Below are 25313 nucleotides of genomic sequence, written 5' to 3'. Positions count from 1 at the left end.
GGGCATATGAAGATGGACGGCAGATTAGCCCGGAACCCGCTCAAGGGCCAGTTGGGAGATGCCATCCATGCGGTCATGTGCGGCGCAGGCCATAACCTGCGTCTGATCCTGGCCGCACTGCGGCTTTATTGCGCCCGCTTCGGGCTGTCGATGCAGGCTGTCATTGCTGTGCTGCTCGCCGCTTCGCATGAGCACCAGCCTGCCGGCAGTTGAAAACGGAATTGTTCAGGGCGGACTACTGGGCTTGCGTAATTCTCAATCCGCAGGATAGAGCCCGGTCGGCGTAGCCGATGTGCCCAAATGCTTGGACAACCACTGGACGATTGATTGATACGATTTATAGGACATTATCTCCCCCATCCCGAGATAATAGTTTCAATCGATTTATCCACATAATAAAACCCCGTTTTTCCAGGGCGTGGATAACCGTCCAGGTACATATAACTGGCGCCACGCGGCTGGCCGTTGTCGGATCGCGGAGGGGCAGATACCGCAGGGGCAGGAGGGACGGGCGAGAGTAGGTGGCGCGGGCGCGCTGGTGGCGCTACGCCCTCAGCAGAGGGCACGCTGCGCGACGGAGCGAGGACATGGGGCGTCGCCCCATACCCCGGATCACCCCCTACGAGCCAGGGCGCGGCGCTGCTGCCGGGTGAGCTGGGGTTCTGCGGGAGCTGGGGGAGCGGCCGGGGTGGCTGCGGGGACGAGGACGGCTGCGGGGGCCGTATCGGGGGCGACTGCTGCCCCCGAGGTGGCACCGCTGCCCGTTGTAGCTGCACCACATTGACCGCGTAGGTAAGCGTCCAGCGCAACGCAAACCAGGGCATTGAGACTGATTCCGACCCGTTCGCATCGGGTGCGGGCGTCTCGTTCCAGTTCGGGGGGTAGTCGGAGGGTTGTTGCCATAGTGATGGCATTTTGCCATCACTTTGACTGCAAGGTGATCTACTCCCCGTTTGTTTATCCCCGTGATTTCCCCGTGATTACCAGGGGGGGGAGTCGACACGTTCAGCGCTTGCGCGGGCTGCTGAAACTGTCGTGATGAAGGCCATGCTGTCAATGGTAGCGGCGCGAGCGCTTCGCGCCTACCCGATGCGTGCGCATCGGGGCCGGGCGCTGCCGCCCGGGCAGACGCTCCCCCGCCAAGCGGGGCCCCCTCTGCCCGGCCCTCAGCGCCCCGCGCCGTCAGTTCCCGGAACATTGCCGCCTGACGCACCAGCAATGACCACCAGGAACCATCGGTGCCGAGCAAGGGCCGGCCCTCTGGCGTGTAGAGCACGCCAGCCACGAAGCACCAGCCTGCCCAGGATGGCCCGGGCAGCTCCATGCGGTTGAGCAGGCGCAGCAGCCGATAGGCCGTGTACGGAATATCGTGCCGCCCGGTTTCCCAGTTATGTAAAGTCCGCTGGGTGATATGAAGATTCTTCGCGCAGGTGGCCTGATCCCAACCCAGATTGCGGTACATGGCCCGGAAGCTTTGGGCAAGCTGGGCGCGGGTTTCGGGGTCGTGGCGCTTCAGGCCCAGGCGCTGACGTGCTTGATACGATTTATATTATGTTAAATACTGAACATGATGGATAACTATCTTTCCTTCACGTCCCCAGGGTCGCGGTTGTGAGTTTAGGTGCCACTCGTATTTCCGCCGTGCTCACAGCACGGCGCGAAACGCGCTGTTGGTGGCGCTGGCCTGCTCCAGCCGGCGCGCAATGCTGCCGCAGACGAGGTCGCACAGCGCGTCCACCGATTCGTCCTTGAGGTGGTAGTAGACGGCCGTGCCGCGGCCTTCGCGCGTGACCATGCCTTGCTTGGTCATCAGCGACAGGTGGCGCGAGATGTTGGCCGCCGTGTAGCCGCAGGCCTGCGCAAGTTCGCCGACGTTGTGCTCACCGTTGCGCAGCAGGTTGAGGATGCGCAGCCGCGTCGGCTCGGCCAGTACCTGGAAATAGGCGGCCACTTGCTCCAATGCCTCGGGTGGCAGTTCCTTCATTGCGCTCTCCTGTGCTTGCGATGGATGCATGATACATTGTTGACTAATTAGCTGATTGGTTAAATAATCAATCACACAAGGTGAATGGGTTAAACAATGTTTTTCATGCGCTCCTCGTTGGCTCTGGTGTTTTTTCTTGGCGTGGCGGTGACAGCGTCCGCAGCATCTGTGGCTGCGAGCTCGGATGCTGCGTCGCTGGCCTATGTCGAAGTGACTGCATCCGGCCAGAGCAGCGACAGGAGCAGCGACGCCAAGGTCGAGGCGGTGCGTGAGACGCTGCTCGCGGCCCAGGTGCCGGGCGCCATCGTGGCGCTGGCGGTCAAGGCGGGTGACGTGGTGAAAGCCGGCCAGGAACTGGCACGCATCGACGCACGCATGGCCAGCCAGGGCGCCGCCGCCAGCAGCGCGCAGGTGGCCGCCGCCCAGGCCGGTCTGGACGTGGCGGCCAAGGAGTACGAACGCCAGAAGCAGCTGTTTGCCAAGCACTACATCAGCCAGGCCGCGCTTGACGGCGCCCAGGCCCAGTGGCGCGCGGCGCAGGCGCAGGTCAGCGCGCTGCAGGCCCAGGCCGGCGTGGCGGCAACGCAGACCGGGCTGCACAGCGTGCGTGCACCCTATTCGGCCATCGTCTCCAGCGTGCCCGTGAGTCTGGGCGACATGGCCATGCCGGGCCGGCCGCTGGTGTCCTTGTACGACCCCATGGCCCTGCGCGTGACGGCGCAGCTCACGCAGGCCCAGGCACGGCAACTGCGGGCAGGCGTGCAAGTGGAGATCCCAGGGCTGAGCGTGCAACGCCTGTCGATTGCAGCTTCCCAGGTGCAGGTGCTGCCCACGGCCGACCCCTTGAGCCACACCGTACCGGTGCGCGTGCAGCTGCCGACCGACCTGCAGGGCGCCACACCCGGCATGTTCGCCCGCCTGTGGTGGCAGGGCGATGCGCCGGACAGCCGCCAGCGTGTGCTGGTGCCGGCCCAGGCCATCGTGCGTCGTGCAGAAATGACGGGCGTCTACGTAGAAGGTGAAAACGGCAAACCGCAGCTGCGCCAGGTGCGCCTGGGCCTGCCCCAGGGCGCGATGGTGGAGGTGCTGAGCGGCCTGAACGCGGGCGACAAGGTGGCGCTCGAACCCCAGATGGCGGCAAAGGTGCGTTGAGATGAGCGAACCGCAAGCACCTTCCCTGGGCATCTCGGGCCGCATCGCCCAGGCCTTCCAGTCGGCGCAGATCACGCCGCTGCTGGCACTGCTCGCCCTGCTTTTGGGCCTGTTCGCCGTGCTGGTCACGCCGCGCGAGGAGGAGCCGCAGATCGACGTGACCATGGCCAACGTCATCGTGCCCTTCCCTGGCGCCCCGGTGGCCGACGTGGAGCAGATGATCGCCACGCCGGCCGAGCAGGTGCTCTCGCAAATGCTCGGCGTGGAGCATGTGACCAGCGTCTCGCATCCCGGCATGGCGGTGCTCACGGTGCAGTTCAAGGTGGGGGTGCAGCGCAACGACGCGCTGGTGCGCCTGCACGACACGCTGCGCAGCCACGCCGACTGGCTGCCGCGCGGCCTGGGCGCGATGGAGCCCATCATCCGCCCCAAGGGCATCGACGACGTGCCCGTGGTCACGCTGACGCTGTACAGCGACAACCCGGACACCGGCGCCTACGACCTGGAGCGCGTGGCGCACAGCATGGAGGCCGAGCTGATGCGTGTGGATGGCGCACGCACCGTGAGCACCATAGGCGGGCCGGGCCGCGCCGTGCGCGTGCAGCTCGACCCGGCGCGCATGGCCGGCCGCGGCGTGACGGTGGACGACATCCGCATGACGCTGCAGTCGGCCAACCAGGGCCTGCCCGTGGGCGAGCTGCTGCAGGGCAACCAGGCGATTGCCATCGAGGCTGGGCCTTTCCTGGCCCATGCGCAAGAGGTGGGCGAGCTGGTTGTCAGCAGCCGCGGCGGCAAGCCGGTGTTTTTGCAGGACGTGGCCCAGGTGGAGGATGGCCCCCTGCCTGCCCAGCGCTATGTCTGGCACGCCAATGTGAAGGGCGGCCAGGCCAGCGAGTACCCCGCCGTGACCCTGGCCGTGACCAAGAAGGCCGGCGCCAACGCCATAGCCGTGGCGCGCGCCGTGATGCAGCGCGCGCAAGACCTGCGCGGCACCGTGATTCCCGCCAGCGTGCAGGTGGCCGAGACGCGCGACTATGGCGCCACGGCCAACGACAAGGCGCAAAAGCTGATCCAGAAGCTGCTGTTTGCCACGGCCTCCGTCGTGGCCCTGGTGTTCCTGGCGCTGGGCCGGCGCGAGGCACTGATCGTCGGCGTGGCCGTGGGCCTGACGCTGGCGGCCACGCTGTTTGCCTCCTGGGCCTGGGGCTTCACGCTAAACCGCGTATCGCTGTTCGCGCTGATCTTCTCCATCGGCATCCTGGTGGATGACGCCATCGTGGTGGTCGAGAACATCCACCGCCACCAGGCGCTGCACCCCGAGAAGACGCTGACCGAGCTGATCCCCGGCGCGGTCGATGAGGTCGGCGGGCCGACCATACTGGCCACCTTCACGGTGATCGCCGCCTTGCTGCCCATGGCCTTCGTCACCGGGCTGATGGGGCCGTACATGGCGCCCATCCCCATCAATGCCAGCATGGGCATGCTGATCTCGCTGGCCGTGGCCTTCACCGTCACGCCCTGGCTGGCGCGGCTGTGGATGAAAAGCCATGGCGGCGCGGCACAGGAGCACACCGGCCTGGCGGCCAGGCTGGCGCCGCTGTTCACGCGCATCTTCACCCCGCTGCTGGGCGACACACGCGGACGGCGCAACCGCACGCTGCTGGGCCTGGCCGTGGCCGGCCTGATCGCGCTGTCGGTGCTGCTGCCGGTGATCGGCTGGGTGCAGCTGAAGATGCTGCCGTTCGACAACAAATCCGAGTTCCAGGTCATCGTCGACATGCCCGCCGGCACGCCGCCTGAAGCCACGGCCGCCGTGCTGCACGCGCTGGGCGCCTATTTGGCCACCGTGCCCGAGGTGACCGACTACCAGGCCTACGCCGGCACCGCCGGGCCCATCAACTTCAACGGCCTGGTGCGCCAGTACGACCTGCGCGCCGGCGGCAACGTGGGCGACATACAGATCAACCTGCTGGATAAGCACCTGCGCAAGGAGCAAAGCCACGCCATCGCCATGCGCGTGCGCCCTGCCCTGCAGCAGATCGGCCAGCGCATGGGCGCCAACGTGAAGGTGGTGGAGGTGCCGCCGGGCCCGCCCGTGCTCTCCCCCATCGTCGCCGAGATCTACGGGCCTGATGCCGCTGGCCGGCGCAAGGTGGCCCAGGACGTGCGCGCCGCGCTACAAAAAACGCAGGGCATCGTGGATCTGGACGATTCCTCGATCGCCGACGCGCCGCGCAAGCTGGTGCTGGTGGACAGGCGCAAGGCCGCGCTGATGGGCGTGCCGCAGACGGCCATCGTGACCGCCCTGCACGCGGGCCTGGCCGGCGAGAACGCCACCTGGCTGCGCGACGCCAGCAAATACCCCACGCCCGTGCTGCTGCAGCTGCCCGCCAACCAGCATGGCGACCTGGACGCGCTGCTGCAGCTGCCGGTGCGCACCAGCGCAGGCGCCACGGTGCCCATTCACGAGCTGGTGACGATCACCGACACACTGCGCGAGCAGCCCATCTACCACAAGGACTTGCTGCCGGTGAACCTAGTGGTGGCCGACATGGCCGGCAAGGTCGATAGCCCGCTGTACGGCATGTTCGACGCGCGCTCGGCCATCGCCCAGATTACCGCGCCCGACGGTGGCCAGATCGAGGAATATTTCATCCGCCAGCCGGCCGACCCCTACCGCGGCTACAGCCTGAAGTGGGACGGCGAGTGGCAGATCACCTACGAGACCTTCCGCGACATGGGCGCGGCCTATGGCGTGGGCCTGATCCTGATCTACCTGCTGGTGGTGGCGCACTTCGGCTCCTACCTCACGCCGCTGATCATCATGGCGCCGATACCGCTCACCATCATCGGCGTCATGCCCGGCCACGCGCTGCTGGGCGCGCAGTACACGGCCACCAGCATGATCGGCATGATTGCGCTGGCCGGCATCATCGTGCGCAACTCCATCCTGCTGGTGGACTTCATACGCCTGCAGGTGCGCGCCGGCATGGAGTTCAAGCAGGCCATCGTGCAGTCAGCCATCACGCGCGCCCAGCCCATCATGCTTACCGGACTGGCGGCCATGCTGGGGGCCTTCTTCATCCTGGACGACCCGATCTTCAACGGCCTGGCGATCTCGCTGATCTTCGGCATCGCCGTGTCCACCGTGCTCACGCTGGTGGTGATTCCCATCCTCTACTACATGGCCTACCGCGGCCGTGCCTTACCGCAGTAACTCGTTTCACTACAGGAGGTTTTCCATGTTCCCCAGCTACCAAGACATCATCCAGGCCACCAGCGCCGAGACCGCCAAGCTGCGTGCCGAGATGCCCGACACGCTCAAGGGCTTCACCGCCATGGCGCAGGCCGCGGGCAAGCCCGGCGTGCTCGACGCCAAGACCAAGGAGCTGATCGCGATGGCGCTGTCGGTCTCGGTGCGCTGCGACCCCTGCCTGGGCTACCACGCCAAGGCGCTGGTGAAGCTGGGCTGCACGCGCGAGGAGCTGGTCGAGATGCTGGCCATGGCCGTCTACATGGGCGGCGGGCCGTCGCTGATGTATGCCGCGCGCGCCAGCGCCGCCTACGACGAGTTCGCCGCGGCCAAGGCCGGCGCCGGCCCGGCGGCCTGAGCGGCAAGGCCTGCGCCATGCGATCGCTTCTGCGCCCCGTGATGCGCCCCGCGCTGCTGGCCGTGCTGGCGGCTGCGATGACCGCCCTGCCCGGCTGGGCGCGCGCCACCGATTTGCTGCAGGCCTGGCAGGCCGCCGAGCAGCACGAGCGCGAGCTGGCTGTGGCGCGCGCCGCGCACGCCGCGGCCGACCCACAGCGCCGCCAGGCCGACGCGCTGTGGCGCCCCCAGCTCGGCGTGGTGGCCAGCGCCGGCTGGGGCCATGGCGAGAGCGATATGCGCGGCGCCCAGTTTTCCGCGCCCGGCATGGGCACGAGCAGCGGCGTCGATTTCGGCACCTCGGTCACCAGCGGCACGGCCACGCGCGTCGCGCTGCAGGCCAGCCAGCCGCTCTACCACCCCGAGCGCCGCGCCCAGCAGCAGCAACTGAGCCTGCAGGCCGACATGGGCGATCTGCAATGGCAGGCCGCCCAGCAGGCCGCCATGCTGCGCACCAGCGAACGCTATCTGACACTGGCCGTGGCGCAGCAGCAGCTCGCCGTGCTGGACGGCCAGCTCGACGCCGTGAACAAGGCCGCCACCGAGGCGCAAGACCGCTTCGACATCGGCGCCGCGCCGATCACCGCCGTGCACGAGGCCCACGCGCAGCGTGCCCAGCTGCAGGCCAAACGCCTGGCCGCGCAGGCCGAGCTGGACATCCAGCGCCGCGCGCTGGCCGATGCCACCGGCCTGCCCGAGGCCGGCCTGCAGGCGCGCCTGCCCTCCTCCGCCTTGCCCCCCACGCAAGCCCTGGCGCTGTGGCAAGAGCAGGCCGCCGCCGCCAACCCCGGCATCCGCCTGCAGCAGCTGGCCGCCGACCTGGCGCGCGCCGAGGCCGACAAGCACCGCGCCAGCGCCGCGCCCCGGCTCGACCTGGTAGCCCAGGCCGAGCAGCAGCGCCTGTCAGGCCATGGCGACTACGGCAGCGGCGCGCGCAACCGCCAGACCAACGCGCTGCTGGGCGTGCAGCTCACCGTGCCGCTGTACACCGGCGGCTGGCGCTCGGCCAAGGAGGAGGAAAGCCTGGCCCGCTACAACGAAGCCCAGGCGCAGCTCGACGCCACGCGCGAGACCGTGGCGCGCCAGGTGCACGCCGCCTGGCTGGGCCTGCAGGCGGGCACCGAGCAAGTGCGCGCGCTGCAGCAAGCCTTGATTGCCGGCGATGCCCGCCAGGACGCCACGCGCACCGGCTACGAGGTTGGCCAGCGCACGCTGCTCGACCTGCTGCACGCGGACAACGACCGCGCCGCCACCGAGCTGGCCCTGGCCCAGGCGCGCAGCCAGCTGCTGCTGCACCGCTTGCAACTGGCGCAGCTGGCCGGCCGGCTTGACGCTGCCGCGCTGGCCCAGGCCAGCCAGGCGCTGGCCCCTTGAAACCAATAAAACAATAGCTGCAAACGATTGCCCATATTGAATTACACGGTGATTTGACGATGACATTCTGGGATCAAGCTTTCGACACGCCGCACTTCAAGTACGGCACTGCGCCCAATGCCTTTGTGCGCGGGCAAGCCCATCGCCTGCCGCCGGCTGCCCACGTGTTGGTGCCCGGCGATGGCGAGGGACGCAACGGCGTCTGGCTGGCGGCGCAAGGCCATGCGGTGCTGTCCGTCGATGCCTCTGCCGTCGGCCTGCGCAAGGCGCGCCAGTTGGCGGCAGAGCAAGGCGTGGCGCTGCAGACCGAGCTGGCCGACCTGGCCGCATGGCAGCCCGCTCCAGGCGCCTTTGACGGCGTGGTGCTGACCTTTGTCCACCTGTCATCTGCTTTGCGCCGCACCGTGCACCAGCGCCTGGCGCGGGCGCTGCGCCCCGGCGGCTGGCTGATCCTGGAGGCCTTCACGCCCGAGCAGCTGCGCTACGCCAGCGGCGGCCCCAAGGACGCCGACATGCTCTACACCCTGGACGACCTGCGCGCGGACTTTGCCGGCCTGCACGAGCATCTGGCCTGGGCGGGCGAGGTGTTGCTCGACGAAGGCCCCGGCCACCAAGGGCCGGCTCAGGTCGTACGCTATCTGGCCCAGGCCGAGGAGAGCGCCGCATGAGCCAGGCCGCCCGCATCACCATCCTCGGCGCGGGCTTTGGCGCGCTGGCCACGGTGCGCGAGCTGCGCCGGCGCGACGCCGGAGCGCTCATCACCATCGTCTCCCCCCGCGCCGAGCTGCACTACCTGCCCAGCATCATCTGGATACCGAGCGGCCTGCGCCGGCGCGAAGACCTGATCGTGCCGCTGGGGCCGTTCTTCGAGCGCATGCGCGTGCGCCATGTGGCGGCCGAGGTGACCCGTGTGGAGGACGGCGGCCGCCGCGTGCACACCAGCGCCGGCATCGTCGACAACGACGCGCTGGTGATCGCCACCGGCGGGCGCTTCATCAAGAAGCTGCCGGGCATTGAGCACGCCATCACGCCCTGCGAGGGCATTGCCGCAGCCGAGGCCATCCGCGACCGCCTGCGCGCCATGGCCGGCGGCACCATCGCCATTGGCTTTGCCGCCAATCCGCAAGAGCCGCAGGCCGTGCGTGGCGGGCCGATGTTCGAGTTTTTGTTCGGCATAGACACCCAGCTGCGCCGCGAAGGCCGGCGCGAGCAGTTCCAACTGGTGTTCTTCAACCCCAGCACCGAGCCCGGCGCGCGCCTGGGCGCCAAGGCCGTGCAGAGCCTGCTGGCCGAGATGGCGCGCCGCGGCATCGCCACCCACCTGGGCCACAAGATGCTGCGGTTCGAGGCCGACAAGGTGGTCACCGAGGGCGGCGAGATACCGGCCGACCTGATCCTGTTCATGCCCGGCATGACGGGCAACGCCTGGTTCGACGCCACCACCCTGCCCCGCTCGCCCGGCGGTCTGATCCAGGCCGACGCCCAGTGCCGCGTGGCCGGCGGCGCCTGGCCGCACTGCTACGTGGTGGGCGACTCGGGCAACTTTCCCGGCCCCGACTGGGCTCCGAAGCAGGCGCACATGGCCGAGCTGCACGCCAGGGCGGCGGCGGCCAACCTGCTGGACGGCCTGGCGGGCAGGCCGCAGAGCGCGGGCTTTGTGCCCGAGCTCGCCTGCATCATCGACTCGGGCAGCCACGGCACGCTGGTGCTGCGCAACCCGCGGCGCACCCTGGTGCTGCCGCCGCTGCGCCTGATGCACTGGGCCAAGCGGCGCTTTGAGGCGCGCTATCTGGGTCAGTACCGCTGAACGGTTTTTTTCTACCCCACGACAAAAGGAGACAGGTATGAAGAACGACCACCCACAGCCGGCGGCACCACAGCGGGCGCAGACCCGCCGCGCCTGGCTGGCAGGCATGGCCGCGGCCGGCGGCGCGGCCACCGGTCTGGCGCCCACCGCGGCGCAGGCCGCGCGCCAGCGCACGCAGGCGCACATCGTGATTGCCGGCAGCGGCCTGGCCGGCATTGCGCTGGCGCACCGCCTGCAAGGCCTGCTCGACGGCGCCAGGATCACGATCATCGATGCCAAGGAGGTGCACAACTACCAGCCCGGCTTCACGCTGGTGGCCACCGGCGTCTGGCCGGTGGACAAAGTCATCGACCGCAACGCCGACCTGCAGCCCGCGGGCGTGCAGTGGATCAAGGACATGGTCGCCGAGTTCGACCCCGTGGCCAATCAGCTGACGACCAACAGCGGCCAGAAGATTGGCTACGACTACCTCGTCGTCGCCACCGGCGTGCAGCAGGACTGGGCGCAGATCGAGGGCATGGACGTGAACGCCATTGGCAGCAACGGCCTGGCCAGCGTCTACCCCAGCTCGGATGCCGCCGTCGCCACCTGGGCGGCGATGGACGCGTTTCGCCAGCAAGGCGGCCGCGCCGTGATGACGCTGCCGGCGACGCCGCTCAAATGCGCCGGCGCGCCGCTGAAGATGACCTTCATGCTGCGCGACCGGCTGGCGCAGGCGGGCACGCTGGCGCGCTCGACCATCGAGTTTCACTCGGCGCTGGGCAACGTCTTTGGCGTTCCCGTCATCAACGCCGCCGTGCTGGGCCGCTGGAGCGAACTGGGCGTGGACGTGCATTTCTCGCACACCCTCAAGGCCATCGACATCGGCGCGCGCCGCGCGAGCTTTGCCGACGCGCAGGGCCAGCGCACCGAGGTCGGCTACGACTTCATCCACGTCGTGCCGCCGATGCGCGCGCCCGACGCGGTGAAAAATTCCAACCTCGCCTGGCAGGACGGCCCGATGGCCGCCGGCGGCTGGCTCGAGGTGGACAAGGACACGCTGCAGCACCGGCGCTACAAGAACGTCTTCGGCCTGGGCGACGTCAACGGCACGCCGCGCGGCAAGACGGCGGCGACGGTGAAGAAAAGCGCGCCACTCGTCGCGCAGCACCTGGCCGACGTGATCGCCGGGCGCACGCCGGGGCAGAAGTTCGACGGCTACACCTCCTGCCCGATGATCGTGCGCGAAGGCTCGGCCTGGCTGATCGAGTTCGACTACGAGGGCCGGCTGACGCCCTCGCTGCCGATGATCGAGCCGCTGCAAGACAGCTACGCCGCCTGGCTGATGAAGACCCGCATGCTCAAGCCCGCCTACATGGCGGTGCTCAAGGGCCGGGTGTGAAAACCTAAGGAGAGCGACATGTACGAAATCTGGCTGGGCCTGAACATCTTCTATGAAATCGCACTCACCATCTGGCCTGCCCTGCTGGCCCTGGTCCTGGCGTGGCTGGCGCTGCTGCTGGCCGCGCGCCGGCGGCTGTCGGTGCGGGCGCTGCGCGGCGCGCTGGTGCCGGGCGCGCTGGTGGCACTGGCGCTGTTCTTCACCCTGCCGGCGCTGACGCAGTCGGCGCTGTCCAACATGGGCTACTGGGTGGACTGGGCCAATCTGCTGGCCATGGCGCTGGGCTTTGGCGCGGCGGCGGCGCTGCTGGCCTGGCCGGCGCTGGCGCTGTGGTGTCCGCGCTGCCAGCAGGGGGCTTGCGCGGCCCGTGGCTGATTCTTGTTTTTCAAAAGGAGTAGACCTATGACCTCTTGGCGCGCCGTGCGCATCATCGCCGGCACTTTCATCCTGCTGTCCCTGGCGCTGGGCATTCCCGGCAGCCCGGTATTCGTCAGCCCTTGGTGGCTGGCGTTCACCGCCTTCGTCGGCGCCAACCTGCTGCAAAGCGGGTTCACGAAGTGGTGCATGCTGGAGGGCATTTTGCGCAAGCTCGGCATCGCACCCGGCTGCTGAACCACCACCCCCCTTCTCTGCTTGTTCACCTGAAAGGAAACACCATGAAAACCAATGTTGGAACCATAGACCGCGTGCTGCGCATCCTCGCCGGCATCGTCTTGATTGCGCTGGCCGCTACCGGCACCGTCGGCTGGTGGGGCTATATCGGCGTCGTTCCGCTGCTCACCGGCCTGTTTCGCTTCTGCCCCGCCTATGGGCTGCTCGGCATCAATACCTGCCCATTGAAAAAGCAGGACTGACATTTGCGGCACATGGCGTGAATGCCCGACAGGCCGGCAGTGTGACTCTTAATGCGTACATTGGCCGCAACCAGTCACTGGTTTGCAGCACACGTTGAGAGAGTCTTTGGGCCATCGGCGTTCACCGCCATGTTGTGGCGCGACCGGCACGGCAATGCGGCTCAAGGTGTCTGCATCCAATGAGCGAACAGGGCTCTGTTCGTTTTGTGTTACCCAGGCTGCGAGGCGCGACTGGCATCGCGCAGCCCAACATTCTGGAGAAGTCACCATGAAAAAAACCATGCTTTCCGCCGTTTGCGCCGCCCTGCTGGGGCTGGGCCTGGCCGCCAGCGTCCCGACCGCGCAAGCGCAGCTGATGTCCAGCGCCCACGCCGTTGTCAAGGCCGAGCAGCCCACAGCGCCTGAATTGCACAAGGCCATGCGCGCGCTGTGGCACGGCCACGTCGTCACGACACGCAACTATGCGCTGGCCGTGCACGCAGGCGACAAAGCTGCCGCGGCTGCCGCAGCCGACACCGTGGTCGACAACGCCAAGCAAATCACCGCCGCAGTCGCCGGCTTTTATGGACAACCGGCGGCAGACGGTCTGCTTACGCTGCTTGCCGGTCACTGGGGCGCCGTCAAGGCGCTGACCGACAACGCGCAGGCAGGCAACCAGGCCGGCGTCGACCAAGCCATGACCGACATGGGGCTGAACGCCGGCGAAATCGCCAAGTTCCTGGCCAGCGCCAATCCGAACTGGAAAGAGGCTGATCTGCAGGCCGGCCTGATTGCCCACGGCGGCCACCACAAGTCGCAGATCGACCTGATGATGTCCAACGCGCCCAAGGCCGACCAGGACAAGGAATGGCTGGCCATGCAGGATCACATGGACGCAGTGGCCGACGTGCTGGCCGACGGCATTGCCAAGCAGTTTCCTGACAAGGCTAAGTAAGCCCTGAGTGATTCGTCGGCCCGCTGCCGGCGCGTCAGCCGCAGGCGCTAGGCGTCTGCGGCTTTTTCATGCGCGCGCATCTGGGTGTGCAAAGGCTTGAGCCCCAGCCTGCGCAGCAGCTGCATGTCGCGGTCTGCGTCGGGGTTGCCGGTGACCAGCAGTTTGTCGCCATAGAAGATCGAGTTCGCTCCAGCCAGAAAGCACAGCGCCTGCACCGCCTCGCCCAGCTGCTCGCGCCCGGCCGACAGGCGCACCCGCGCCCTGGGCATGGTGATGCGCGCTGCGGCGATCACGCGCACGAAGTCCAGCGGATCGATGTCGGCGCTTGCGGCGAGCGGCGTGCCCGGGACACGCACCAGGTGGTTGATCGGCACCGACTCGGGATATGGCGACAGATTGGCCAACTGCGCGATCAGCGCGGCGCGGTGCATCGGTGCCTCGCCCATGCCGATGATGCCGCCACAGCACACCTTGATACCTGCGGCGCGCACGTGGGAGAGCGTATCCAGCCGGTCCTGGTAGCTGCGCGTGGTCACGACCTGATCGTAGTAATCGGGCGCAGTGTCCAGGTTGTGGTTGTAGTAGTCCAGGCCCGCGTCCTTGAGCTGGCGTGCCTGGCCGGCCTGCAGCATGCCCAGCGTGGCGCAGGTCTGCAGCCCCAGGTCTTTGACCGCGGCAATGATGTCGGTCATCTTCTCCAGGTCACGCGCATTGGGCGCACGCCAAGCCGCGCCCATGCAAAAGCGCGTGGCGCCGGCGTCGCGGGCGCTGCGCGCGGCGTCGAGCACCTGTGCCTTGTCCATCAGCTTGCCGGCCTTCACCCCGGTGTCGAAGGCCAAGGACTGCGGGCAGTAGCCGCAGTTTTCTGCACACCCTCCTGTCTTGACCGACAGCAGCGTCGCCAGCTCGATGTCGCCCTGTGGCCAGTGCAGGCGGTGTATGGACTGGGCCTTGTGCAACAGATCCAGCAGCGGCATGTCCAGCAGGCCCTGAACCGCCTGGACGCTCCAGGTCTTGCTGTCGTCTTCGTCTGACGCCGCAGACGGTACAGCCTGTGGCAAGTTGGGGGTCGTGGTGTTCATCATCGGGCTCTTCTCCAAAAACACGGCCGGCGTGCGATGGCCGTGATTGTGAAAAGCGTGGTTGCCGCTGTGAATCCCTTGCGATGAAAATAAACCTGCTCCGTCAATCGTCTGTAAAAGACGTCAAATCACGTCATTTTTAACGTGTGTTGATGTGTTTAACGGGCATTTGAGTGCATGTTGAAAACCAGTGATGTGTACCGCCTCATCGTTCGGTAACCTGCATCCAAATGCTTTTATCTTTCGTTATCAGGCATGCATCCACATTGTGGTTGGCTGCCGTGGAGAGCGCATGTCCGCCCCCACGCTTGCTCATTGAAAACTGTGGATGTTGCACTTCGGGTTTGAATCCGCCACAGCTATCGCTGCTTGGGCCAAAAACAACAAAGGCAACCCTTGGGTTGCCTTTGTTTTCAGCGGGTGTCGAGAGCTTATTTGCGCTGCGGCGGCACGTCGGTGCAGCTGCCATGCGCCACCTCGGCCGCCATGCCGATGCTTTCGCCCAGCGTGGGGTGCGGGTGGATGGTCTTGCCGATGTCCACGCTGTCGGCACCCATCTCGATGGCCAGCGCAACCTCGCCAATCATGTCGCCCGCGTGCGTGCCGACGATGCCGCCGCCCAGGATGCGGTGCGTCTCTTCGTCGAACAACAGTTTGGTAAAACCTTCGTCGCGTCCGTTGGCAATCGCTCGGCCCGACGCTGCCCAGGGGAACAACCCCTTCCTGACCTTGATGCCCTGGGCCTTGGCCTGGTCTTCGGTCAGGCCGACCCAGGCGACTTCGGGGTCGGTGTAGGCAACACTGGGAATCACGCGGGCGTTGAACGCGGCACTGGCCAGTGCCTTGTCGCCCTTGAGCTCGCCTGCAATCACCTCGGCCGCCACGTGCGCCTCGTGCACTGCCTTGTGCGCCAGCATGGGCTGGCCGACGATGTCGCCGATGGCAAAGATGTGCGGCACGTTGGTGCGCATCTGGATGTCGACGTCGATGAAGCCGCGGTCGGTGACGGAGACGCCAGCCTTGTCCGCGCCGATCTTCTTTCCGTTGGGGCTGCGACCCACGGCTTGCAGCACCAGGTCGTAGGTCTGCGGCTCGGGGGCGCTGCCGCCCTCTTCTGCCGGAGCAAAGCTGACCTTGATGCCCTCGGGCGTGGCTTCGGCGCCCACGGTCTTGGTCTTCAACATGATGTTGTCGAAGCGGTACGCGTTCATCTTCTGCCAGACCTTGACCAGGTCGCGGTCGGCGCCCTGCATCAGGCCGTCGAGCATCTCGACCACGTCCAGACGCGCGCCCAGCGTCGAGTACACCGTGCCCATCTCCAGGCCGATAATGCCGCCGCCCAGGATGAGCATGCGCTTGGGAACGCTTGCCAGCGCCAGCGCGCCGGTGCTGTCGACCACGCGCGGATCATCGGGCATGAAGGGCAGGCGCACTGCCTGGCTGCCGGCCGCGATGATGGCGCGCTGGAAGGCGACGACTTTTTTGGTGCCGGTCTTGTCCTGCCCGTCACCCGTGGTCTCTTCCACTTCCAGGTGGTTGGCGCCGACAAAGCTGCCGTAGCCGCGCACGACGGTGACCTTGCGCATCTTGGCCATCTGACCCAGACCACCAGTCAGCTTACTGATGACTTTTTCCTTGTGCCCGCGCAGTTGGTCGATGTCGACCCGTGGCGCGCCGAAGTCGATGCCGGCACTTTTGAGATGGCTGACTTCGTCCATGACGGCCGCCACGTGCAGGAGCGCCTTGGATGGGATGCAGCCCACGTTCAGGCACACGCCGCCCAGCGTCGCGTAGCGCTCGACGAGTACCACGTTCAGCCCGAGGTCGGCCGCGCGAAACGCTGCCGAGTAGCCGCCGGGGCCGCCGCCGAGCACGAGCACGTCGCAATTGATGTCAGCATTGCCGCCAAAGCTGGCTGCGCTGGGTGCGGGGGTCGATGCGGGCGCGGGTGCTGCAGCCGGCGCGGCCGCGGGCGCCGCAGCGCCGGCATCCGCCTCAAGCGTCAACACCACCGAGCCCTTGCTGATCTTGTCGCCCAGTTTGACCTTAAGCTCCTTGACCACGCCTGCGGCGCTGCAGGGGATTTCCATCGAGGCCTTGTCGCTCTCAACGGTGATCAGGCCCTGTTCTTCCTTGACCCGGTCACCAGGCTGCACCAGGATTTCGATGACGCCAACTTCGGAGAAGTCACCAATGTCGGGTACCACAATGTCCATCACTGCCATGTCGGATCTCCTTTACAGCAGGATGCGGCGGTAGTCCGCCAGCACGGCGCCCAGATAGGCATTGAAGCGCGCGGCGGCTGCGCCGTCGATCACGCGGTGGTCGTAGGACAGGCTCATTGGCAGCGTCAGGCGCGCCGCGAAGGCCTTGCCGTCCCACACGGGCTTCATCGATGAGCGTGACAGTCCCAGGATGGCCACTTCGGGCGCGTTGATGATGGGGGTGAAGTGCGTGCCACCAATGCCGCCCAGCGAGCTGATGGTGAAGCAGCCGCCCTGCATGTCAGCCACGCCCAGTTTGCCCTCGCGCGCCTTGGCCGCCAGTTCGCCCATTTCGGCGCTGATTTGCAGCAAGCCCTTCTGGTCGGCGTCCTTGAGCACCGGCACCACCAGGCCGTTGGGCGTGTCGGCGGCAAAGCCGATGTGGAAGTAGTTCTTGTAGACCAGCACGTCGCCGTCCAGCGAGGCGTTGAACTCGGGGAATTTCTTCAGCGCTGCAACGACGGCCTTGATGACGAAGGCGAGCATGGTCACCTTGACGCCGTTCTTGGCCTTTTCGTTGTCCTTGTTGGTGGATACGCGGAAGGCCTCCAGCTCGGTGATGTCCGCCTCGTCGTTGTTGGTGACGTGCGGAATCATGACCCAGTTGCGCGAGAGGTTGGCGCCGCTGATCTTCTTGATGCGCGACAGCTCTTTGCGCTCGACGGGGCCGAACTTGGCGAAGTCGATCTTGGGCCAGGCCAGCAGGTCCAGGCCCACGCCGGAGCCACCGGCCGGCGCCTTGGCGGCCTGCGCCTGGGTCTGCGCGCTACCGGCCATGACGGCGCGGGTGAAGCTCTGCACGTCTTCCTGCGTGATGCGGGCCTTGGGGCCCGTGCCCTTGACCTCGTCCAGCGGCACGCCCAGCTCGCGGGCAAACTTGCGCACCGAGGGGCTGGCGTGCGGCAGGCGGCCGGTGGGCGCCGCCGTGGGCTGGTGCGCGGGCGCGGCAGCTGGTGCGGCAGCTGGTGCGGCAGCTGGTGCGGCGACAGGCGCCGCGACCTGGGCTGCGGGCGCTGGAGCGGCTGCCGCAGGAGCGGGGGCAGCGGCAGCAGGTGCTGCGGCCGGGGCGGCTGCCGCCTGGCCTTCGATGATGGCCACCAGGTCGCCGATGTTGACCTTGTCGCCCAACTGCACCTTGAGCTGCTTGAGCACGCCGGCAGCGGGCGATGGGATTTCCATCGACGCCTTGTCCGACTCGACGGTGAACAGCGACTGCTCCAGGGCAACCGTGTCGCCCTCCTTGGCCAGCAGCTCGATGACGGCGACGTCCTTGAAGTCGCCGATGTCGGGCACGTGTACTTCGATGCTGGCGGCCGCGCCGACGGGCGCCGCAACCGTGGCTGCTGCAACGGGCGCGGGCGCGGGTGCTGGTGCGGAGGCCGCTGGTGCAGCAGCAGCCGGCGCAGAAGCGCTGGCCTGCGCGGGGACGGCGGCTGCCGTCTCCAGCACGGCAATCACGCTGCCTTCGCTGATCTTGTCGCCCAGCTTGACCTTGAGCTCCTTGAGCACGCCGGCGTGGCTGGAGGGGATTTCCATTGACGCCTTGTCCGACTCCACCGTGATCAGCGACTGCTCGACGCGAATGGTGTCACCCACCTGCACCAGCACCTCGATCACGCCCACTTCATCAAAGTCGCCAATATCGGGCACTTGAATGTTGACCAATGCCATGTCTTGTCTCCCGGCCCGTCAGGCGTGCAAGGGGTTGATCTTGTCGGCGTCGATGCCGTACTTGGTGATGGCCTGGGCCACCTTCTCCATCGGCAGCTTGCCCTCGTCGGCCAGGGCCTTGAGCGCCGCAACGGTGATGTAGTGGCGGTTGACCTCGAAGTGCTCGCGCAGGCGGCTGCGGAAGTCCGAGCGGCCAAAGCCGTCGGTGCCCAGCACCTTGTAGCCGCGGTCGGCCGGAATGAACGGGCGGATCTGCTCGGCGTAGTTCTTCATGTAGTCGGTCGCTGCCACCACGGGGCCGGGATGGCCGGCCAGCTGCTGCGCGACGAACGGCACGCGCGGCGCTTCCAGAGGATGCAGCATGTTCCAGCGATCCACATCCTGGCCTTCACGCGTCAACTCGTTGAAGCTGGTGCAGCTCCAGATGTCGGCCTGCACGCCCCAGTCGGTGGCCAGCAGCTTTTGCGCCTCGAACGATTCACGCAGGATGGAGCCCGAGCCCAGCAGTTGCACGCGCTTGTCGCCCTCGGCTCCGGGCTTGCACAAATACATGCCCTTGATGATCTGCTCCTCGGTACCGGGGATCAGGCCCGGCATGGCGTAGTTCTCGTTGAGCAGAGTGATGTAGTAGAAGATGTTGTCCTGCTTCTCGACCATGCGCTTCAGCCCCCGATGCAGGATCACCCCCACTTCGTGCGCAAAAGTCGGGTCGTAGCTGACGCAGTTGGGTATGGTGTTGGCCAGGATGTGGCTCTGGCCATCCTCGTGCTGCAGCCCCTCGCCGTTGAGCGTGGTGCGCCCGGAGGTGCCGCCCAGGATGAAGCCGCGCGCCAGCATGTCGCCGGCGGCCCAGGCAAAGTCGCCAAAGCGCTGGAACCCGAACATCGAGTAGTAGATGTAGAACGGGATCATGATGCGGTTGTTGGACGAGTACGACGTCGCCGCAGCGATCCACGAGCACATGCCGCCGGCCTCGGTAATACCTTCCTGCAGGATCTGGCCGTCAGTGGTTTCCTTGTAGTACATGACCTGCTCACGGTCGACCGGTGTGTACAGCTGTCCCTTGGGGTTGTAGATGCCGATCTGGCGGAACAACCCCTCCATGCCGAAGGTGCGCGCCTCGTCGACCAGGATGGGCACGACGCGCGGGCCCAGCGCCTTGTCGCGCAGCAATTGGGTGAGAAACCGCACATAGGCCTGGGTGGTGCTGATCTCGCGGCCCTCGGCCGTGGGTTCGAGCACTGCCTTGAAGGTCTCCAGATCCGGGATGGTGAAGTTCTCGTCGGCCTTCTCGCGGCGCACCGGCAGGTAGCCGCCCAGCGCCTTGCGCCGCTCGTGCAAGTACTTCATCTCCGGCGTGTCGTCGGCCGGCTTGTAGAACGGCAGCTGATCCAGGTCGGCGTCCGACACCGGGATGCCGAAGCGGTCGCGGATGTAGCGGATGTCCTCGTCGTCGAGCAGCTTGGTCTGGTGCACGGTGTTCTTGGCCTCACCGGCCTTGCCCATGCCATAGCCCTTGACGGTCTTGACCAGCAGCACCGTGGGTTGGCCCTTGTGCTCATTGGCGGCGTGGAAGGCAGCAAAGACCTTTTCCGGATCGTGGCCACCGCGGCGCAGCTCCCAGATGTCGTCGTCCGACAGGTGCTCGACCATCTTGGCCGTTTCCGGGTACTTGCCGAAGAAATGCTCGCGAATGTAGGCGCCGTCCTTGGCGCGGTAGGTCTGGTAATCGCCGTCCACCGTTTCCATCATCAGCTGGCGCAGCTTGCCGTCCTTGTCGCGGCGCAGCAGGTCGTCCCAGCCCTTGCCCCACAGCAGCTTGATGACATGCCAGCCGGCGCCGCGGAAGTCGCCCTCCAGTTCCTGGATGATCTTGCCGTTGCCGCGCACCGGGCCATCGAGGCGCTGCAGATTGCAGTTGATGACGAAGATCAGATTGTCCAGCCCCTCGCGCGTGGCCAGCGTGATGGCGCCGCGGCTCTCGGGCTCATCCATCTCTCCATCGCCCAGGAACACCCAGACCTTGCGGTTGTCGGTCTTGGCAATGCCGCGCGCGTGCAGATATTTCAGGAAGCGCGCCTGATAGATAGCCATCATCGGGCCCAGGCCCATGCTGACGGTGGAGTACTGCCAGAAGCCGGGCATCAGGTGAGGGTGCGGGTAGCTCGACAGACCCTTGCCGTGCACCTCCTGGCGGAAGTTTTCCAGCTGCTCCTCGGTGATGCGCCCTTCCAGGTAGGCGCGGGCATAAATGCCGGGCGCGCTGTGGCCCTGGAAGTAGATGGCGTCGCCGCCGTGGTCTTCGCTCTCGGCGTGCCAGAAATGGTTGAAGCCGGCGCCCCACATGCTGGCCAGCGATGCGAACGAGCCGATATGCCCGCCCAGCGAGCCGCCGTCTTCCGGATGAATGCGGTTGGCCCGCACCACCATGGCCATGGCGTTCCAGCGCATGTAGGCGCGCAAGCGCTTTTCGATCGCGATGTTGCCAGGGCAGCGCGCCTCTTGTTCGGGCTCGATGGTGTTGACGTAGCCGGTGTTGGCCGAAAAAGGCAGGTCGATGCTGCTCTGGCGCGCCTCTTCCAGCAACTGCTCGAGCAGGAAGTGGGCGCGTTCGGGACCTTCTTTTTCAATGACCGCCGACAACGCATCCAGCCACTCGCGTGTCTCTTGTCGGTCTTGATCAATGGCCGAATGTGGGTGGTTCGCGTCAGACATACCGAGTCTCCTTTTGCATCAAAGGTGGGAGGTGAAACTGGCGGCAAGTTTCGCACAGATCACCAAAATTTCAAATAACAATTTTGTTTTTCATATACCGATAAATTACCGCGACCGCATAAATCTCCAATTAAAAACCTACGCTTACACTCTCGGTCATGAATATGCCTGCCAACGCCCCGGCTGCGTCGCCCTCTGCGCTCAAGAAGCTGGCGCGGCGCTGGCAACAGTGGTGGCGTGGCCTCACGCCCCACCGGCAAGACCGTTTTGCTGCCCTGGCCCCGCTGGTGGCGGTCGTGCTGTTCCTGTTGGCCATTGCCACCTCGTTCTGGTACCTGCGCGCAGAAGAAATCGACCGGGAGAGAGAGGCGCTGCGCCGCGATGTGGAATATGCCCAGCAGCGTGTGCGCCTGCGTTTGCTCGAACGTCAGGAGCAAATCATGCGCATCGCCCGCGACCTGTCAAATCATGAGCTGCAGCGCAGTGACTTTGCACTGCGTGCCGAGAACCTGATCAGCCAGTATCCGGAGCTGCAATCCGTGACGCTGATCGACGCACGGCGCAACATCCGCCTGAGCCAGGCCGCGCCAACGGTTGGCAGCAGCCAGCTGCGCGTGGCCGGTGAGGTGCTCAAGTCCGGCGCGGCCGCCACGCTCTTCGAGCTCACGCGCGACCTGGGCCAGCCGGTCTATGCACAGCCGCCGGTGGGCGATGACGGCGCGCCGCCGCCGTTGCTGCAGTTGATGGTGCCGCTGTCGGCCAATGGTGCTTTTGGCGGCGTCGTGCTGGCCGAGTACTCGGTCGACAGCCTGCTGCGCTACGCCACGCCCACCGAAGTGCTCTCGCGTTACGCGGTCACCTTCGTCGATTCCAGCCACCACGTGCTGGCGGGCACGCCGCTGGAGCCGGGCCTGCGCGAACGCATGCCCTGGGACACGTGGGCCAACGCCTACGAGGTTGCCGTCTCTCCCGTGGGCAATGGGCTGGTGCTGCGCGCCCAAGCCTACCGCACCTCGCTGGGACTGGTGGGCAACGGCCTGTTCTGGCTGGTGGGCGTACTCAGTGTGATGACCGTGTGGCTGCTCGTGGCCACATGGCGCCATACGCGCCGGCGCATGCGTACGCAGGAGGCGCTGATCGTCGAGACCAACTTTCGCCGCGCCATGGAGAACTCGGTGCTGACTGGCATGCGCGCCCTGGATCTGCAGGGGCGCATCACCTACGTCAATGCCGCGTTCTGCCAGATGACCGGCTGGAGCGAGAAGGAACTGGTCGGCCAGACGCCACCCTATGTCTATTGGCCTGAATCCGAATACGAAAACCTCAAGGCCAAGCTGACCGAGGAACTGTCGGGCAAAAGCGTTCCCGGAGGGTTTCAGGTGCGCGTGCGCCGCCGCAATGGCAGCATCTTCGACGCGCGGCTGTACGTCTCGCCGCTGATCGACGCGCACGGCCAACAAACCGGCTGGATGACCTCGATGACGGACATCACCGAGCCCAACCGCATTCGCGAGCAGTTGTCGGCCTCGCACGAGCGCTTCACCATCGTGCTCGAATCGCTGGATGCGTCGGTGTCGGTCGCACCGCTGGGCAGCGAGGAGCTGTTGTTCGCCAACCGCCTGTACCGCCAATGGTTCGGATCGCAAACCACGGGCCACCTGCAAATGGTGGCCCAGGGCGGGGTGCTGCGCGCCAGCACCCCGCGCGACGACAATGACGCCGCGCTGGCGGCACTTTCCACCAACCGCAAGGGCGGTGCGCCCTCGGGCAACGCCGAAATCTATCTGCCCGAGCTGGACAAATGGCTGGAGGTGCGCTCGCGCTACCTGAACTGGGTCGACGGGCGCCTGGCACAAATGGTGATTGCCACCGATATCACCCAGCGGCGCTTGGCCGAAGAGCAGGCCGCGCGCCAGACCGAGCGCGCGCAGTCGGTCAGCCGCCTGATCACGATGGGCGAGATGGCTTCCAGCGTTGCGCACGAGCTCAACCAGCCGCTGACCGCGATCAGCAACTACTGCAGTGGCATGATCTCGCGCATCGAGAAAGGCCAGATCGCCGAGGACATGCTGCTTGCCGCGCTGCATAAAACGGCGCACCAGGCGCAGCGCGCCGGCCAGATCATCCAGCGCATCCGCGCCTTCGTGAAGCGCAGTGAGCCCAACCGCCAGCTCGCGCGGGTCGAGTCCATGGTCGGCGAGGCCGTGGAACTGGCCGAGATCGAGCTGCGCCGCCACAACGTGCGCCTGACGCACTACGTTGCCGCGCGCCTGCCTCCCGTGATGGCCGACTCCATCCTGATCGAGCAGGTTCTGATCAACCTGATGAAGAACGGCGCCGAGTCGATTGCCAATGCCCAGCGCCCGCCGCACCAGCGCGCCGTGGAGCTGCGCGTCGTGCCCCAGCAGCTCAACGGCCAGGCCGGCGTGGAGTTCGTGGTGCAGGACACGGGGCGCGGCCTGGCGCCCGAGGTGCTGGCGCATTTGTTCGAAGCCTTCTACTCCACCAAGAGCGAAGGCATGGGCATGGGACTGAATCTGTGCCGCAGCATCGTCGAGTCGCACCAGGGCAGGATGCATGTACAGAACCTCTACAATGCCGACGAGGTCGTCGGCTGCAGGTTCTCCTTCTGGCTCCCCCTGGCAAGCCCCCTGCCCACAGCGGCCACTTCTGACCCACCTCCCGACCCAAGGATTACTGCATGAGTTTTTTCCCGAAAAAAGGCACCGTATACGTTGTTGATGACGATGAAGCCGTCCGAGACTCCCTTCAGTGGCTGCTCGAAGGCAAGGACTACCGGGTGCGCTGCTTTGATTCGGCCGAAACCTTTTTGTCGCGCTACGACCCGCGCGAGGTCGCCTGCCTGATCGTCGACATCCGCATGAATGGCATGTCGGGGCTGGAACTGCAGGATCGCCTGCTCGAACGCAAGTCTCCCCTGCCGGTGGTCTTCATCACCGGCCATGGCGATGTCCCGATGGCCGTGGACACGATGAAGAAAGGCGCGATGGATTTCATCCAGAAGCCTTTCAACGAGACCGAGCTGCTGGTGTTGGTCGAGCGCATGCTGGAGCACGCACGCGACGCCTTCGCCGAGTATCAGCAGGCAGCCAACCGCGACGCGTTGCTGTCCAAGCTCACCGGCCGCGAGGCGCAGGTGCTCGAACGCATCGTCGCCGGCCGCCTGAACAAGCAGATCGCCGACGACTTGGGCATCAGCATCAAGACCGTGGAGGCGCACCGCGCCAACATCATGGAAAAACTCGGCGCCAACACGGTGGCCGACCTGCTCAAGATCGCCCTGGGCCAGCACACCGCCAAGGCCTGACAGCACTGCTTCAACAGCTGCCTGAATTCGCTGCACCAGCGACAGGCAGCTTTTCATTTGTAGCGAAAGAAACCTCCATGACTGCCCAATTGATCGACGGCAACGCCCTCTCGCGCCAGCTGCGCGCACAGGTCGCCGAATACACCGCAGCGCTCAAGCGCGACCATGGCATCACACCGGGACTGGCCGTGGTGCTGGTCGGCGACAACCCGGCCAGCCAGGTCTATGTGCGCAACAAGGTCAAGGCCTGCGAAGATGTGGGCTTCAACTCGGTGCTCGAAAAATACGACGCCAGCCTGACCGAGGCCGAACTGCTGGCGCGCATCGAGGCGCTCAACCAAGATCCTGCCATCCACGGCATTCTGGTGCAGTTGCCGCTGCCCGCGCACATCGACGACCACAAGGTCATTGAAACCATCTCGCCGCTCAAGGACGTTGACGGCTTTCACGTCGCCAGTGCCGGCGCGCTGATGGTGGGTGAGGTCGGTTTCAAGGCCTGCACGCCCTACGGCTGCATGAAGATGCTCGAATCGATCGGCATGAAGGATCTGCGCGGCAAGCACGCCGTCGTCATCGGGCGCTCCAACATCGTCGGCAAGCCCATGGCCATGATGCTGCTGGCCGCCAACGCTACGGTCACCATCTGCCACAGCGGAACAAACGACCTGGGGGCGATGACGCGCCAGGCCGACATCGTCGTTGCAGCCGTGGGCAAGCGGGACGTGCTGACAGCCGACATGGTCAAGCCCGGAGCCGTGGTGATCGATGTGGGCATGAACCGCAACGACGCCGGCAAGCTGTGCGGCGACGTGGACTTCAACAGCGTGCGCGAGGTCGCGGGCTACATCACACCAGTGCCCGGCGGCGTTGGCCCGATGACCATCACCATGCTGCTGGTCAACACGCTGGAGGCCGCGCAGCGCGCCGCAGACGCACGCAGCTGAACCCGACGCCCATCGGGTCTGCAGAAAAGACAAACCCCGCCAAGGCGGCAATGCCGGTAAGTTAAGCCAAGACCCTTCTGGGCCTTGGCTGTTTGGTTTGTACAGTACGGGGCTGATGAACTGAACTGGCCGGATTGGCCATTGATAGCCGATGCTGCTGCAAACGTACCTGAG

Annotated in this window: 20 protein-coding genes and 1 pseudogene; 15 read left to right on the top strand and 6 right to left on the bottom strand. The window is 66.2% G+C overall.

Annotated features, from left to right (window positions below):
• Positions 1-213 (top strand): annotated as a pseudogene (locus ABD767_RS15995) (IS5/IS1182 family transposase); the annotation flags it as partial.
• A 406-nt stretch (positions 214-619) separates the two neighbouring features.
• Here ABD767_RS15995 and ABD767_RS17290 read toward each other — a convergent pair.
• Positions 620-1462: a VC1465 family Xer recombination activation factor gene (locus ABD767_RS17290; protein ID WP_425549932.1), complete on the bottom strand. Its 843-nt coding sequence runs from the start codon at positions 1460-1462 to the stop codon at positions 620-622.
• 183 nt (positions 1463-1645) lie between these two features.
• A complete protein-coding gene (locus ABD767_RS15990) occupies positions 1646-1984 on the bottom strand; it encodes a metalloregulator ArsR/SmtB family transcription factor (protein ID WP_103046030.1) in 339 nt (112 codons plus the stop codon).
• A 168-nt stretch (positions 1985-2152) separates the two neighbouring features.
• Between ABD767_RS15990 and ABD767_RS15985 the strand changes: the two genes are divergently transcribed.
• The 11 genes from ABD767_RS15985 (at position 2153) to ABD767_RS15935 (ending at position 13135) form a co-directional block, all read left to right on the top strand.
• On the top strand, positions 2153-3136 hold the full coding sequence (locus tag ABD767_RS15985; protein ID WP_344869939.1) for an efflux RND transporter periplasmic adaptor subunit: 984 nt from the start codon (positions 2153-2155) through the stop codon (positions 3134-3136).
• Between the two features lies 1 nt (position 3137).
• Positions 3138-6353 carry an efflux RND transporter permease subunit gene (locus tag ABD767_RS15980; protein ID WP_103046031.1) on the top strand — a complete coding sequence of 1072 codons (3216 nt, stop codon included), beginning with the start codon at positions 3138-3140 and terminating at the stop codon, positions 6351-6353.
• A gap of 25 nt (positions 6354-6378) precedes the next feature.
• On the top strand, positions 6379-6747 hold the full coding sequence (locus ABD767_RS15975) for a carboxymuconolactone decarboxylase family protein (protein ID WP_103046032.1): 369 nt from the start codon (positions 6379-6381) through the stop codon (positions 6745-6747).
• Positions 6748-6764: 17 nt separating this feature from the next.
• Entirely contained in the window at positions 6765-8159 is a 1395-nt protein-coding gene (locus tag ABD767_RS15970; protein ID WP_344869938.1) for a TolC family protein, read from the top strand.
• 59 nt (positions 8160-8218) lie between these two features.
• Complete coding sequence (locus ABD767_RS15965) at positions 8219-8827, top strand: methyltransferase domain-containing protein (RefSeq protein ID WP_103046034.1); 609 nt, start codon at positions 8219-8221, stop codon at positions 8825-8827.
• The gene (locus tag ABD767_RS15960) at positions 8824-9966 is read left to right on the top strand and encodes an FAD-dependent oxidoreductase (RefSeq protein WP_103046035.1); all 1143 of its coding nucleotides are present in this window, start codon (positions 8824-8826) and stop codon (positions 9964-9966) included. The genes ABD767_RS15965 and ABD767_RS15960 overlap by 4 nt, the downstream gene beginning before the upstream one ends.
• Positions 9967-10003: 37 nt before the next feature.
• Entirely contained in the window at positions 10004-11347 is a 1344-nt protein-coding gene (locus ABD767_RS15955) for an NAD(P)/FAD-dependent oxidoreductase (RefSeq protein ID WP_344869937.1), read from the top strand.
• Positions 11348-11365: 18 nt separating this feature from the next.
• The gene (locus ABD767_RS15950; RefSeq protein ID WP_103046037.1) at positions 11366-11722 is read left to right on the top strand and encodes an MHYT domain-containing protein; all 357 of its coding nucleotides are present in this window, start codon (positions 11366-11368) and stop codon (positions 11720-11722) included.
• Between the two features lie 27 nt (positions 11723-11749).
• Positions 11750-11959 carry a YgaP-like transmembrane domain gene (locus ABD767_RS15945; RefSeq protein WP_103046038.1) on the top strand — a complete coding sequence of 70 codons (210 nt, stop codon included), beginning with the start codon at positions 11750-11752 and terminating at the stop codon, positions 11957-11959.
• Positions 11960-12003: 44 nt separating this feature from the next.
• Entirely contained in the window at positions 12004-12201 is a 198-nt protein-coding gene (locus ABD767_RS15940) for a YgaP-like transmembrane domain (protein WP_103046039.1), read from the top strand.
• Positions 12202-12469: 268 nt separating this feature from the next.
• Positions 12470-13135 carry a hypothetical protein gene (locus ABD767_RS15935; RefSeq protein ID WP_103046040.1) on the top strand — a complete coding sequence of 222 codons (666 nt, stop codon included), beginning with the start codon at positions 12470-12472 and terminating at the stop codon, positions 13133-13135.
• 47 nt (positions 13136-13182) lie between these two features.
• Here ABD767_RS15935 and bioB read toward each other — a convergent pair whose 3' ends face one another.
• The 4 genes from bioB to aceE all read right to left on the bottom strand — a co-directional run bounded on the left by bioB (position 13183) and on the right by aceE (position 20867).
• A complete protein-coding gene (gene bioB, locus ABD767_RS15930) occupies positions 13183-14217 on the bottom strand; it encodes a biotin synthase BioB (RefSeq protein ID WP_425549934.1) in 1035 nt (344 codons plus the stop codon).
• Positions 14218-14648: 431 nt separating this feature from the next.
• Positions 14649-16442: a dihydrolipoyl dehydrogenase gene (gene lpdA / locus ABD767_RS15925; protein WP_103046255.1), complete on the bottom strand. Its 1794-nt coding sequence runs from the start codon at positions 16440-16442 to the stop codon at positions 14649-14651.
• 12 nt (positions 16443-16454) lie between these two features.
• The gene (aceF, locus tag ABD767_RS15920; RefSeq protein ID WP_103046254.1) at positions 16455-18152 is read right to left on the bottom strand and encodes a dihydrolipoyllysine-residue acetyltransferase; all 1698 of its coding nucleotides are present in this window, start codon (positions 18150-18152) and stop codon (positions 16455-16457) included.
• An 18-nt stretch (positions 18153-18170) separates the two neighbouring features.
• Positions 18171-20867, bottom strand: a complete 2697-nt coding sequence (gene aceE / locus ABD767_RS15915; protein WP_103046253.1) for a pyruvate dehydrogenase (acetyl-transferring), homodimeric type — start codon at positions 20865-20867, stop codon at positions 18171-18173.
• A 164-nt stretch (positions 20868-21031) separates the two neighbouring features.
• Between aceE and ABD767_RS15910 the strand changes: the two genes are divergently transcribed.
• From ABD767_RS15910 to folD, 3 genes are all read left to right on the top strand, one after another.
• The gene (locus tag ABD767_RS15910; protein ID WP_425549933.1) at positions 21032-23572 is read left to right on the top strand and encodes a PAS domain-containing sensor histidine kinase; all 2541 of its coding nucleotides are present in this window, start codon (positions 21032-21034) and stop codon (positions 23570-23572) included.
• Positions 23569-24195 carry a response regulator gene (locus tag ABD767_RS15905; RefSeq protein ID WP_103046251.1) on the top strand — a complete coding sequence of 209 codons (627 nt, stop codon included), beginning with the start codon at positions 23569-23571 and terminating at the stop codon, positions 24193-24195. The genes ABD767_RS15910 and ABD767_RS15905 overlap by 4 nt, the downstream gene beginning before the upstream one ends.
• A 77-nt stretch (positions 24196-24272) precedes the next feature.
• Entirely contained in the window at positions 24273-25139 is an 867-nt protein-coding gene (gene folD / locus ABD767_RS15900) for a bifunctional methylenetetrahydrofolate dehydrogenase/methenyltetrahydrofolate cyclohydrolase FolD (protein WP_103046250.1), read from the top strand.
• The last annotated feature ends 174 nt before the right edge of the window (positions 25140-25313 follow it).

The sequence above is a fragment of the Comamonas faecalis genome (genome assembly GCF_039538025.1).
Taxonomy (GTDB): domain Bacteria; phylum Pseudomonadota; class Gammaproteobacteria; order Burkholderiales; family Burkholderiaceae_C; genus Comamonas_C; species Comamonas_C faecalis.
Note: the sequence above shows the minus strand (reverse complement) of the source record. Positions and strands in the feature narration are given on the sequence as shown.